Origin of the sequence: Bradyrhizobium sp. TM239 (genome assembly GCF_036247985.1) — a bacterium.
GTDB classification, from domain to species: Bacteria; Pseudomonadota; Alphaproteobacteria; order Rhizobiales; family Xanthobacteraceae; genus Bradyrhizobium; species Bradyrhizobium ottawaense.
In genome coordinates, this window is record NZ_BTIR01000005.1 from 350,650 (window position 1) to 363,692 (window position 13,043).

Here is a 13,043-nt window from a genome sequence, read left to right on the forward strand (position 1 = left end):
GATCCCGAACCCGCGGCTTGAAACAAGGAGTTGGACATGGCTGTGATCGAGATCAATCGCGAAGCTCAAACCAAGCCCTCGACATCTCGCGGCGTCGATATGAAGCTCGAGGTCCTCGTGATCCCGGTGTCCGATGTCGACCGCGCCAAGGCGTTCTATGCACGACTCGGCTGGCGACTGGATGCCGATTTCACGTCGGGCGACGACTGGCGCGTGATCCAGTTCACGCCGCCGGGCTCGGCCTGCTCGGTGATTTTCGGCAGGAACGTCACGGCGGCAGCACCCGGCTCGGCGCGCGGCCTGTATCTGGTCGTCTCCGATCTCGAAGCGGCACGACAGGATCTGCTCGACCGCGGCGTCGAGGTCAGCGCGCCATTCCACGGTGCCGGCGACGTTCATGCCGGGCCCGACGAGCCGTATCTGTTCGGCAGCGTTCGAGTCAGTGGTGCTGACCCGAAGCAAGGCAGCTATGCCTCATTCGCCGCGTTCAGCGATCCCGACGGCAATGGCTGGCTGTTCCAGGAAGTCACGACACGATTGCCCGGACGCATCGCAGGCGACGGCACGACATTCGCTTCAGCAACCGATCTGGCCGCAGCGCTGCGTCGCGCGGCGCTGGCGCATGGCGAGCATGAGACGCGAACCGGCGGGCACGACGAGAACTGGGCGGACTGGTACGCCGACCACATCGTCCGCGAGCAGGCCGGCCAGCCGTTGCCGACTTGAGCTGCCGCGAAAGGCATCTCCGATTTTGGCCGACACGGCGCGCGATGACATGGTCGTCGCGCGCCTCGTCGCATCGCGCGCATGTCATCGCCCTCTTGCAGTGCGCGGACTCGCAACGGCTAACGCAGGCTAACAATCCATAACGAGCAAATTGCCGGGGCCCGCGCCAATCTCTCTGCACACCAACCGAGGCGTTGATTTCGAACTCGGTCAGCGTCACCGACCAAAGCAAGGGAGATCCAACATGACCGCGCAAGCACGAACCGAGAGCCTCAATCCCGATCGCCGTCAATTGCTGAGCCAGGCCGCGATTACCGCGGTGGCCGCCAGCGTGTCGAGCCTGTTGCCGCTGCATCCGGCCAGGGCCGCCGCAGGCGGCGCCATCCGTCCCTTCCAGATCAACGTGCCCGAGCAGGATCTGCTCGACCTGCGCCGGCGCCTGGCTGCCACGCGCTGGCCGGACCGCGAGATCGTCGCCGATCAGTCGCAGGGCGTGCAGCTGACGACGGTGCAACAGCTCGTGCGCTACTGGCAGAGCGACTACGACTGGCGCAAGGTGGAAGCGCGATTGAACGCCTTGCCGCAATTCGTCACCGAAATCGACGGCGTCGACATTCACTTCATTCACGTCCGCTCGCGGCACGAGAATGCACTGCCGATGATCGTCACGCATGGCTGGCCCGGCTCGATCATCGAGCAGATGAAGATCGTCGGTCCGCTCACCGATCCGACCGCACACGGTGCCAAGGCCGCGGACGCGTTCGACCTCGTGATTCCCTCGCTTCCCGGCCACGGCTTCTCGGGCAAGCCCAAGGTGCTCGGCTGGGATCCCCAGCGCATCGCGCAAGCCTGGGTCGTTCTGATGAAGCGGCTCGGCTACAGCCGCTATGTCGCGCAAGGCGGCGATTGGGGCAATGCGGTGACGGAGCAGATGGCGCTGATCGCGCCGCCGGAACTGCTCGGCATCCACACCAACATGCCCGCGACCGTTCCCGACGACATCGCCAAGGCGCTTCAACCCGGTGGAACGCGCCCGGCGAACCTTTCGGCCGACGAGCGCCTTGCCTACGACCAGCTCGATGATTTCTACAAGCACGGTCTCGGCTACGCGATCGAGATGTCGAACCGGCCGCAGACGCTCAATGGTCTCGTGGATTCGCCCGCGGGCCTCGCATCGTGGATGCTCGATCACGATGCGCGCAGCGCCGCGATGATCGCGCGCGTGTTCGACGGTCGGACGGAAGGGCTGTCGCGCGACGATGTGGTCGACAATATCACGCTCTATTGGCTCACCAACACCGCGGTCTCGTCGGCCCGGCTGTATTGGGAGAACAAGCTGGTGTTCTTCGCACCCAAGCACGTGACGATCCCGGTCGCCGTCAGCGTCTTTCCGGACGAGATCTACGCCGCGCCGCGGAGCTGGGCCGAGAAGGCCTATCCCAAGCTAATCCACTACAACCGCCTCGACAAGGGCGGACACTTCGCGGCCTGGGAGCAGCCGGCGCTGTTCTCTGCGGAGGTGCGGACCGCGTTCCGCCCGCTGCGGCAATCGATCTGAAATCAGCCCACATCAGGAGTGAGACCATGAACCGCCCCGAACGTACTTTCACGACCGGCGAGATCCGCCTCGAGCGCCGCCTGCCGACCTACTGGCGTGTCACCTTCGACATGCCGCCGGTCAACATCTTCGGCCCCAGGCATCTTCCGCTGCTCAGCGACATCGTGGCCGCGATCGAGGCCGATCCAGAGGTGAAGGTGGTGGTGTTCGACAGCGCCGTCGAAGGCTTCTTCATCACCCATTACGACTTCCTCGCGCCACTGGAGGATTCGCTTGCCGTTCCGCCCGGGCCGACGGGCCTGCAGTCGCTGCCTGACACGTTGGTGCGCCTCAGCCGCGCGCCGGTCGTCTCCATCGCCGCGATCCGGGGCCGCGCGACCGGCGTCGGCAGCGAGCTCGCGCTCGCAAGCGACATGCGTTTTGCCAGCCGCGAGAAGGCGATCCTGTCGCAATGGGAGGTCGGCGCGGGCCTCGTGCCCGGCGGCGGGCCGATGGCGCGATTGCCGCGCCTGATGGGCCGCGGCCGTGCGCTCGAAGTGCTGCTCGGCGCCGACGACATCCATGGCGATCTCGCCGAACGCTATGGCTATGTGAACCGGTCGTTGCCGGACGCCGAGCTCGATGGTTTCGTCGAGGCACTCGCCATGCGCATCGCGTCGTTCGACAAGGAGGCGATCGCCGAGACCAAGCGTCTTGTCGATGTCGCAAGCCTGCCGCCGGACGCCGATATCAAGCCGGAGTGGGACGCGTTCCTGGCCTCGCTCGGCCGTCCCGCGAGCCAGACCAGAATCAGGGCGCTGATGGCGCGCGGCTTCCACCGCTCCGGGGACGTCGAGAACCGGCTCGGCTTCCACGTCGGACAGATCGGCAGCTAACGGAACCGCTGCGGCGCGCGGCCGGTTGGAACGGTGGCGGGCGGTCACGCCGAAGTCGCCTTCCACCGGTACGGAGTAGCGGTGCTGAAATCAAACAAGGAGAATTGAGATGATCCGCAAGGCAACGGCAGTCTGGAAAGGCACCGGTCGCGATGGGACCGGTCATCTGACGAGCGAATCCGGCGTGCTCGCGCAGACACCCTATTCGTTCAAGACCCGCTTCGAGAACGAGAAGGGCACCAATCCCGAGGAGTTGATCGCGGCGGCCCATGCCGGCTGTTTTACGATGGCGCTGGCCTTTGGCCTTCAGATGGCCGGTTTCACGCCGGACGAGCTCTCGACCGAAGCCGCCGTCACGCTCGAGCCCGAAGGCAAGGGCTTCAAGATCAGCAAGTCGGCGCTCACCCTGCGCGCCAAGGTGCCGAACCTCGACGATGCAGGCTTTGCGAAAATCGCCGGCGAGGCCGAGAAGAATTGTCCGGTATCGAAGGTGCTCAACGCCGCGATCACGCTCGACGCCAAGCTGGGCTGAGCGATCAGAGGAAACGCTGCCATGTCGCGTCAAGATCCGCCTCGCCAACATCAACCGGATGAAGACAGGTTCCGGGCGATCCTGCCCGAGGATATCGCATGGCAGCCGTTCCCCGCTTTCCCGCCGGGCGCGCGCCTCGCCGTTATGGTCGGCCATCCCGCCGAGCCCGGACCTTACGTGGTCCGGGTCAAGGTGCCCGGCGGCACCCGGCTGATGCCGCACAAGCATCCGGAGGACCGCATCTACACGGTCATGTCGGGCGTGTTCTACATCGGGCTCGGCGAGAGTTTCGATGGCGATAAAGTCAGAGCCTATCCGCCGGGCAGTGTTATCGTGCTGCCCGGCGAGACCTGGCATTTTCATTGGGCGAAGTCCGGTGAATACGTCACACAGGTCTCGGCGATCGGCCCGCTCGGCCTCGAATATCACGATGACCACGATGATCCGCGCTTGCATGTGGCTGCGGACCGGCGCTGAATATCTCGACCAGACCAATGGAGCATCAAATGACGACGGAGCGCGCAGTTTTGGCCGGAGGCTGCTTCTGGGGCATGCAGGATCTGATCCGCAAGCAGCCAGGCGTGATCTCCACCCGCGTCGGCTACACCGGCGGTGCGGTGAAGAACGCGACCTACCGCAATCACGAAGGCCACGCCGAGGCGATCGAAATCATGTTCGATCCCACCAAGACCAGCTACCGGACCATGCTGGAGTTCTTCTTCCAGATCCACGATCCCACCACGCTCGATCGCCAGGGCAATGATAGGGGCACCAGCTATCGCTCCGCGATCTTCTATACGAGCGACGAGCAGAAGAAGATCGCCGAAGACACCATCGCCGACGTCGAGGCGTCCGGCCTGTGGCCCGGCAAGGTGGTGACCGAGGTCGCGCCCGCAGGCGAATTCTGGCAGGCCGAGCCCGAGCATCAGGACTATCTCGAACGTTATCCTGACGGCTACACCTGCCACTTCATCCGGCCGGGCTGGAAGCTGCCGCGCCGCGCGGCGGCTGTCGGAGGCTAGATCAGGTCGCGGGCTGTCAGGCGCGCAATTGCGCCATCAGCTCGCGGGCGGTGCGCATGTCGGAGATATCGGATCCCTCGGCAAACGATCCCGTGACATTGTTCAGCATGGCCCGAGCGTCCGCGCTTTGGCCTGCGCCGATCATATGCCGCGCGAGGCTGGTCGTGCAGCGGAGCTCCCAGAAGCGCGCGCCCTGCTGGGCGGCAATGTCGATGGCCTCGCGAAAGTGCGCCTCGGCGTCGTCCGAATGCCGCGCGCTTCTGAGCATCAATTCTCCCTTGATGCGGAGCAGCTCCGGCAGATACCAGAGCTCCTGCCGGTCGTTGCAGCGGGTCAGGGCGTCCTCGATCACGTCGAGGCCACGGTCAACCTGGTCGGCCTCCAGCGAACACGCGGCGAGCTCGCCGAGCAGCGGAAGAAAGCGCGGCAGGAAGCGCGCATCGCCGGCGCGGTTGAGCTCTTCGCGCAGGAGCGGCAGGCCGGTGGCGATGTCGCCGCGCCTGGCAATGACCGCGGCGTTGAAGGCGCGTGCCCATAGGCCCCACAGCCGGATGCCGTGGCGCTCGGTGTGTTCGAGCAGCTCGGTCCCGTGGCGCTCGGCGGCATCGAAATCGCCGGACCAGAACGCGATCGGGCAGGCGGCCTGCCCCAGCACGCTGCAGAAGGTCAGCGCATGGCCGTTGGCGCGGCCTTCCTCGATGTTCTTGGCGGCGAGCGCCTGGGCCTGATCGGCGAGGCCCTGAAGCCACAGGATGCGGGCCCGGAAATATTGCGTCGATATCCTGAGATCGAGCGGGAAGATTTTCGGCTTCGCCACCAGCACATGCAGCGAGGCGTTCACCCGGTCGATACGCTGCCGCGCGTCGTTCTGATCTCCCAGATAATGCAACGCGACGGCCATCAGGCGGTCGCCCAGCATCAGATCGGTGCTGTCAGGCGAATTCGCAGCCGCGTTCGCAAAGCGCTCGGCGAGCGCGCGGGCCTTGCCGAACTGCCCGTTGTTGAACTGGTCGATGCACAGGCCCCAGAGCGCCCGCAGCCGGAAGTCCTTGTCGTCGAGGCTCTCGGCCAGCTCGAGCGTCGTCTCCAGGATCGGGCGCGCCTCGCGCGCGCGGCCCTCGCCATACATCAGCGACCAGCCGAGTGCCGACAGGAGCTGCATGCGAACGCGGTCGTTGTCACCGTCGTCTCCGAGCGCCGCCAGCGCCGTTCTGCTGCGCTCGCGGCATTCGGCGAACAGCGACAGGCGCACCCACAGGGTGACCGCGGCCGCCGTCAGCGCAACGCCGAGCCGGGTGTCGCCGTCGGGTGCGAAGGCCCAGTCCAGCGCCGCGCGCACATTGTCGAGCTCCCCACCATAGGTGCTGAGCCATTCGGGCAGCGGCGTCGACGCGTCGGCCCCCGCGCGCTCGAAGAGATCGCGAAAATGCTCCGCATGACGCCGCGCGAACTGTCTGCCTTCACCGAGCTCGTTCAGTTTCCCGAGCGCGTAGGTGCGCGTGGTGTCGAGCAGGCGATAGCGCAGCGTCCGCGACCCGGATGGCGAGATCAGCGACTTGGTGACGAGGCTGTCGATCGCCTCCAGCGTCTCCGAGGTGCTGAGGCCATCGCCGGACGCAACCGCAGCAGCCGCCTCCGGCGCGAAGGGTCCTGCGAACACCGACAATCGCCGCAAGGTGGCGCTTTCCGCCGGAGGCAGCAGATCGTAGCTCCAGTCGAGGGCGGCGGCGAGCGTCTGGTGCCGCGGGACGGCCGTGCGCCGTCCGCGCCATTGCAGCGAGAAGCGGCTGTCGAGCAGCGAGGCGGTGCCGGCGATGCCATACGCATTGACCCGGCCCGCCGCGAGTTCGATCGCCAGCGCAATGCCGTCGAGGCGCCGGCAGATGCTGGCGACAAGCGGCGCCTCTTCCGCGCTGAGCTGGAACGGCCCGGAGCTCTGCGCGATGCGCTCGACGAAGAGCTGGGCCGCGGGGTAGGCGAGAACATCGGCGACGTCGAGGCCCTCGCGCTCGGGCGGACAATCCAGCGGAAACAGCCGGAAGATCCGCTCGCCTTCGCTTCGGAACGACTCGCGGCTGGTGGCGAGAACGCGAAGCTGCGGCGCTTCGCGAACGATGCGCTCGACGAGCGGCGCCAGATGATCCAGCACATGCTCGCAACTGTCGAAGATCAGCAGGGCCGGTCCGGTCTTCAGAAATGTCAGGATGGCCGGCGTCGGATCCTCCGCGCTGACGGTCAGTCCGAGGACGGAGGCGATGCTGGTTGGGACATGGCTGGCGTCCCGCAGCGGACCGAAATCGACGAAGAAGACGCGGCCGTCGAAATCCGCCGAGCGCCGATGCCCGACCGTGACGGCGACCGCGGTCTTGCCGATGCCGCCCGGGCCGACCAGGGTCATGAAGCGATAGAGCGTCAGGCCGTTCGAGATCTTCTCGATGACCTCCTCGCGTCCGACCATCTTCGCAAGCTGGGCGGGCAGGGAGCGGGGAGGAATGATTTCGGCGGCGGCAGGCGCGACCTGCGAGGGCGCTTGGGCGAACGGGGCGACAAAGCAATAGCCGCGGCCGGGTACGTTGAGGACATAACGGGCCGATTTGCCGGTATCGCCGAGCACCTTGCGCAGCGCTGCGACATGGAAACGCAGGCTGCCCTCGTCGACATTCACCTCGGCCCAGATGCGCTTGACCAGCTCTCTCTTGTCGACGACTTCTCCGGGGCGCTCGGCAAGCAGGATGAGAATATCGAGCGCGCGGCCGCCGACATGAAGCGGCTCCCCTTCCTTCTCCAGGAGCCGCGACTTGGGAAACAGCCGAAATGGCCCGAATGAAATGGCCGAGTCTTGGTTGTTATTGTGAGCTGGCACGTGCCATTGCCCCCGCAACGGGGTTCAAAAGGTATTTTATTGTGGTCTAGCAGAACGAGGCGTCCAGTAAACTGGCCGAAAGCAGCATGGCTGGCAGACCTGCGCAGATGGCTTGGGTCAGCTTCGGCCCGCCCAAATAATGCTTGAGAAGGAAGGGGTTAGGTCGCCATGGTCTGACCCGGGTCCTTGGTGACGATGCGCGCCGTCAGCGTGACCAGGCCCATCAACGCAGCCAGCAGCCAGAACGCCATTGGCAATCCGCCAAAATGTGCGACGAAGCCGACGCCTGCGGGGCCGATCAGGATTCCTGCGTAGCCCGCAGTCGTGATCGCCGCGACCGCAAGCCCCGTGGGCATCACCGTTTGCCGCGCCGCCCGGCGGAACAGCACCGGCACGAGGTTCGAGGCGCCGAGCCCGATCAGCAGGAATCCGCCGATGGCGACCGCTGCAATGGGCGCCGTCAGCAGGACCACGAAACCGGCGATGGCAATGAGGCTGCCCCAGAGCAACGTCGTGCGGTCGCCGATCCGCGCGACGACGGCGTCGCCGCCGAGCCGGCCCGCAGTCATCGCGATCGAGAACACGATATAGCCGGCGCCGCCTTGCGCCTCGGTGGCGAGACCTGCGCCGATGACGAGCAGGGCGCCCCAATCCAGCATCGCACCTTCGACCAGGAAGGTGATGGCGCCGAGCAGCGCGAGCAGCAGCACCGATCCGTGCGGCAGCACGAACAGCGGGCCCTCCTGCACCTGCACGGAACGAAGCAGGCGCGGCGAGGTCAGGGCCATCGCGATCAGCATCAGGACGGAGCAGATCAAGGTGCAGGCGAGCGTTCCGAATTGCAGCGAGAGCAGCGCCGTCATCAGCGCGGATCCGGCAAAGCCCCCGATGCTGAACAGGGCGTGGAAGCCGGACATCAGCGGGCGGTGCGCGGCGCGCTCCACCTCCACGGCGTGGATGTTCATGGCGACATCGATCGAGCCGAGCGCGGCGCCGAACGCGAAAAGCGCCAGCGCCAGCGTTGCGGGCGAAGCCGCGATGGCGAGCAGGGGCAGGACCAGCGCCAGCCCGAATCCGCCCGCAATGATGATCGGCCTGCTGCCGTAGCGCGCGCTCACGATTCCGGTCACCAGCATCGCGATGACCGAGCCGATGCCGAGGCTGAGCAGCAGCAATCCGAGCACGCCGTCATCGACGCCGAGCCGGGTCTTCGCGAACGGCACCAGCGGCGCCCAGCACGCGATGCCGAAACCCGCGACGAGGAAGGCAAGCCGGGTCGCAAGGCGCGTCGAGGGCCGGTCGGCGGAAGACATGGGAACTCCGGGGAAGCAGAGGCAGGGCGATCGACAAGCCCGAGAAATGCCGCGGCTTTATGTCCGAGGCGTTCCCAAATCGTCGCGGGCGGCCTTCGCGAGCTGCAAGCGGACGCGCAGGCCCTTTGGCGCGTTGTCGAGCAGCTGAAGCGTTCCGCCATGCGCGCTCACGATCGCCTGCGCGATCGACAGACCGAGACCAAATCCTGATGTCTCGTCCATGGTGCGGGCTTCCTCTCCGCGCACGAAGGGCTCCAGCATCGCGGCCTTGCTTTCGTCGGGAATGCCCGGCCCGTCGTCGCAGACGTCGATGACGAGCCGGTCCTCGGCGGTCACCAGCGCGACGTCGATTTGGGTTCCGAAGCGCGTTGCGTTCTCGACGAGGTTGGTGACCGCGCGGATGATCTCGTCGGGCCGCAGGACGAAGGCGGCCCGGTCCGGGCCGGAATAGGTCACGGCGAATCCGGAGTCCGAAAACTGCTCGCAAACCATTTGAAGCAGCGCCGCGATGTCCACCAGCGTCGGCTTGACCGGGCTTTCGCTGCGCAGCAGCGACAGCACCGATTCCAGCATCGACTGCATCTGGTCGAGATCGCGCACGGTCTGCGTGCGTTGTGCCGGATCCTCGATATATTCCGAACGCAGCCTCAGACGCGTGATCGGGGTGCGAAGATCATGGCTGATGGCCGCGAGCATGCGGGTTCTGTCGTTCATCAGCGTTGTGATGCGATCGCGCATCCGGTTCAGCGCCCTTGCCGCGGATCTGATCTCCTCCGGTCCGTTTTCCGGCAGCGGCGCGGAGGACCGGCTCAGGCTGAAATCCTCCGCCGCGCGCGCGAAGGCCGACAGCGGCGAGGAGAGCGCGCGACCTGCCCAGACGCCGAGCAGCGTCAGGCTTGCCACGAGGAACAGCAGCGTCGAGGTCCAGAGGCCGCTGACGAAGGCCGGCATCTTGGGCGATCCGATCGTGGCTTCGAGCACGTCGTCGCCCGGAAGGTAGAACCAGACGCGCTCGTCGTCCGCGCCGCTGCCGCGAACGAGCTCGGCCCTGACACCAAGCGCAGAGGGGATGGTCAGCGAGGTCCGCATCGACTGCGGCGTGGCGGCGGCGGATACGCTGTCCCGCAATTGGAGCTTGAGCGGCGGAAAGGTCCGGCTGACGCTGTCGAGGACGATGGCGCGCTCGGCCTTCGGCGTGTTGGCGACGATCCGCACGATCAGCTCGATCTGCTCCAGCGGCGTGTCCGCCAGCAGCTTCGGCTGGTTGAGGAGAAAATATCCGGCGATCAGGACATGGATCAGGACCAGCGATCCCAGGATCAAGGCGGCGATCTGGCCGCTGATCCGCCTGAAGCTGAAGAGTGCGACGATGTCGGCGGCGCGGCTCATGCTTCCTCCACCCTTGGAGTGAAGACGTACCCGCCGATGCGGACGGTCTTGATCACGGACGCGCCCTCCGTCCGGTCGAGCTTGCGGCGCAGCCGGCTGACCAGCACGTCGATGCTGCGGCCGAAGCTTGCTCCGGCACGACCGCGCGTCATGCTCAGGAGGTTGTCGCGGGTGAGGATGCGGCCGGCCCGCTCGCAGAAGGCCTGCAGCAGATCGAACTCGGCACTGGTCAGGGGCACCTGTGCGCCTTCGGGATCGCGCAATTCGCGCAGGCGAAGATCGATGGTCCAGCCCTGGAACTTGAGACGCGCGGCGGTGGGGCCGGCGAGGCTGCTCGATCGCCGTCGCAGCACCGCGTTGATCCTGGCGAGGAGCTCGCGCGGGTTGAACGGCTTTGGCAGATAGTCGTCGGCGCCCATCTCGAGGCCGAGGATCCGGTCGAGATCCTCGCCCTTCGCGGTGAGGATGATGATCGGCGTCGTGGACTCCATCCGCAGCCGGCGGCAGAGGCTGAGGCCGTCCTCGCCCGGCAGCATCAGGTCGAGCACGATCAGGTCGACCCGCTCGCGGGAGAGATGGCGGTCCATCTCCCTGCCGTTCGCGACCGCGTCGACCGAGAAGTTGTGATCACGCAGATAACGCGAGATGAGGTCGCGGGTCTGCTTGTCGTCCTCGACGATCAGGATGTTCTGGGGGCCGTTGGTCATGATTGAAATCGCATCGGGATTGCCGATCGTTGGTCGATTTGCGGACGAATGTCTCGCCCGAAGAACTACGGTCATCGTGCAATCCTAAGGTCAGTCGCGGCTCAGTGCCACCACGGGGTCGAGGAAGGCGGCGCGGCGGGCGGGGAAGAAACCGAAGGCAACCCCGATCCCGGTCGAGGTCAGGAATGCCGCGCCGATCGAGAACGTCGAATAGCTGACCTCGAATCCGGGCACCGCGACGTTGATGGCGACGCCGAGCAGCATCGCGACGAGAATGCCGGCGATGCCGCCGATCGACGAGATCAAGGTCGCTTCCACCAGGAATTGCTGGAGGATGTCGCTGCGCCTGGCGCCGACCGCCATGCGCACGCCGATCTCGCTGATCCGTTCCGACACGGACACCAGCATGATGTTCATGACGCCGATGCCGCCGACGACCAGCGAGATCACCGCGATCGCCGCCACCAGGAACGCCAGCGTCTGTGTCGTGCTGGTGATGGTGCGGCGGATATCGTCGGTGTTGAGGATGACGAAATCCCGGGTGTTGTGCCGCTGTGTCAAGAGCGTGGTCACCGCGTCCTGCGCCAGCGCGGTCGAAACCTCGTCGCTGATCCGCAGCAGGATGCTGCGCAGCGCGCGGTCGCCCGTGAATTGGGCCTGCACGGTGGTGTAGGGCAGGTAGACCGACAGGTTCTGGTTCGAGCCGAACCCGCCCTGCTGCTGGGCGATGACGCCGACGATGCGACAGGGCACCTTGCCGAGCCAGATCACGCGGCCGATCCCGGAGGTCTGGTCGTCGGCGAAGAAGGTCTTGCGGGTATTGTCGTCGATGACGGCCTGCCGCTCGATGTTGCGGATCGCGTCGGTATCGAACAGGCGTCCTTTCGCGAGCTTGGCGCCCTTGACCTGGAAATAGCTCTCGCCGACGCCGTTCACCAGCACGTTGGACTCGTTGCCGCGATAGCGCACCGTCGTGCTGGTCGACACCGTCGGCGTGACCCCGGCAATGAAATCCTGCCGGTCGAGCGCGCGGGCATCGCCCAGCACCAGCGTCTTGATCTTGCCGGCGCGCGCATCGCCAAAATCCTTGCCCGGAAACACCTCGATCGTGTTGGTGCCGAGGCTCGAAATGTCGGACAGCACCTTGCGCTGGGACGCGTTGCCGAGCGCCACCACCGACGACACCGCGGCGATGCCGATGATGATGCCGAGCATGGTCAGGAAGGCCCTCAGCCGGTGCGCGGCCATCGCAACCAGCGCCATCCGCGAGGCCTCCCGCAGGCGCCGCAAGGCGCCGGACCAGCCGGTGCCGCTGCTCCACGACGTCCGCGACACCGGAACCGCCGGCTCCGATGCGCGTTCCGTCGCCGCGCGGCGATCGGAGGCGATCCTGCCGTCGCGCAGCTCGATGATGCGTTCGGCCCGTGCCGCGACATCGGCATCGTGGGTGACGATGATGATCGTCCGCCCCTCGCGGTGCAGCTCTTTCAGGATCTTCAGGACCTCCTCGCCGCTGCGCCGGTCGAGCGCGCCGGTGGGCTCGTCCGCCAGGATGACCTCGGCGCCGTTGATCAGCGCGCGTGCGATCGAGACACGCTGCTGCTGGCCGCCGGATAGCTGGTTGGGGCGATGGCCGCGCCGGTCGTTGACGCCGAGCCTTGCGAGAAGCTGCTCTGCGCGCGTGCGGCGCTCGCGGGCCTTCATCCCGGCATAGATCGCGGGGATCTCGACATTCTCGCCGGCCGAGAGGTCGGCGAGCAGATGATAGCGCTGGAAGATGAAGCCGAAATGCTCGCGGCGCAGCGCCGCCAGCGCATCGGCATCCAGCTCGGAGACGTTCTTGCCGGCGACGCGATAGGTGCCGGAGGTCGGGCGGTCGAGACAGCCGAGGATGTTGAGCAGCGTCGATTTGCCCGATCCGGACGAGCCGATGATCGCCACCATCTCGCCGGGCTGGATGCTCAGCGAGAAATCGTCGAGCGCGACCACGCTGGTGTCGCCGGCCGTGAACTCCCGCCGAACCTTCTCGATCGCGATGATCGGATCGGCCAAATGAGG

General features: G+C 66.3%; 11 protein-coding genes. 6 read left to right on the plus strand and 5 right to left on the minus strand.

The window, feature by feature from the left end:
- Positions 1 to 36 precede the first annotated feature (36 nt).
- The 6 genes from AABA84_RS10380 (at position 37) to msrA (ending at position 4,713) form a co-directional block, all read left to right on the plus strand.
- On the plus strand, positions 37 to 726 hold the full coding sequence (locus AABA84_RS10380) for a VOC family protein (protein ID WP_212253745.1): 690 nt from the start codon (positions 37 to 39) through the stop codon (positions 724 to 726).
- Between the two features lie 244 nt (positions 727 to 970).
- Positions 971 to 2,284 (plus strand): epoxide hydrolase family protein, encoded by a 1,314-nt coding sequence (locus AABA84_RS10385; protein ID WP_338312005.1) that lies wholly within the window; start codon positions 971 to 973, stop codon positions 2,282 to 2,284.
- A 26-nt stretch (positions 2,285 to 2,310) separates the two neighbouring features.
- On the plus strand, positions 2,311 to 3,159 hold the full coding sequence (locus tag AABA84_RS10390) for an enoyl-CoA hydratase/isomerase family protein (RefSeq protein ID WP_212253747.1): 849 nt from the start codon (positions 2,311 to 2,313) through the stop codon (positions 3,157 to 3,159).
- Between the two features lie 109 nt (positions 3,160 to 3,268).
- Positions 3,269 to 3,691: an OsmC family protein gene (locus AABA84_RS10395; protein ID WP_028143735.1), complete on the plus strand. Its 423-nt coding sequence runs from the start codon at positions 3,269 to 3,271 to the stop codon at positions 3,689 to 3,691.
- A 21-nt stretch (positions 3,692 to 3,712) separates the two neighbouring features.
- A complete protein-coding gene (locus tag AABA84_RS10400; protein ID WP_212253748.1) occupies positions 3,713 to 4,168 on the plus strand; it encodes a cupin domain-containing protein in 456 nt (151 codons plus the stop codon).
- A 29-nt stretch (positions 4,169 to 4,197) separates the two neighbouring features.
- Entirely contained in the window at positions 4,198 to 4,713 is a 516-nt protein-coding gene (gene msrA, locus AABA84_RS10405) for a peptide-methionine (S)-S-oxide reductase MsrA (protein WP_212253749.1), read from the plus strand.
- 16 nt (positions 4,714 to 4,729) lie between these two features.
- On the opposite strand, the gene AABA84_RS10410 is transcribed toward msrA, so the two are convergent.
- The 5 genes from AABA84_RS10410 to AABA84_RS10430 form a co-directional block, all read right to left on the minus strand.
- Positions 4,730 to 7,576 (minus strand): ATP-binding protein, encoded by a 2,847-nt coding sequence (locus AABA84_RS10410; RefSeq protein ID WP_212253750.1) that lies wholly within the window; start codon positions 7,574 to 7,576, stop codon positions 4,730 to 4,732.
- A 158-nt stretch (positions 7,577 to 7,734) separates the two neighbouring features.
- The gene (locus AABA84_RS10415; RefSeq protein ID WP_212253751.1) at positions 7,735 to 8,889 is read right to left on the minus strand and encodes an MFS transporter; all 1,155 of its coding nucleotides are present in this window, start codon (positions 8,887 to 8,889) and stop codon (positions 7,735 to 7,737) included.
- A 57-nt stretch (positions 8,890 to 8,946) separates the two neighbouring features.
- On the minus strand, positions 8,947 to 10,278 hold the full coding sequence (locus AABA84_RS10420) for an ATP-binding protein (RefSeq protein WP_212253752.1): 1,332 nt from the start codon (positions 10,276 to 10,278) through the stop codon (positions 8,947 to 8,949).
- Positions 10,275 to 10,985 carry a response regulator gene (locus AABA84_RS10425; RefSeq protein ID WP_338312006.1) on the minus strand — a complete coding sequence of 237 codons (711 nt, stop codon included), beginning with the start codon at positions 10,983 to 10,985 and terminating at the stop codon, positions 10,275 to 10,277. The genes AABA84_RS10420 and AABA84_RS10425 overlap by 4 nt, the downstream gene beginning before the upstream one ends.
- Positions 10,986 to 11,075: 90 nt before the next feature.
- On the minus strand, positions 11,076 to 13,037 hold the full coding sequence (locus AABA84_RS10430) for a MacB family efflux pump subunit (protein WP_445083411.1): 1,962 nt from the start codon (positions 13,035 to 13,037) through the stop codon (positions 11,076 to 11,078).
- Positions 13,038 to 13,043 lie beyond the last annotated feature (6 nt).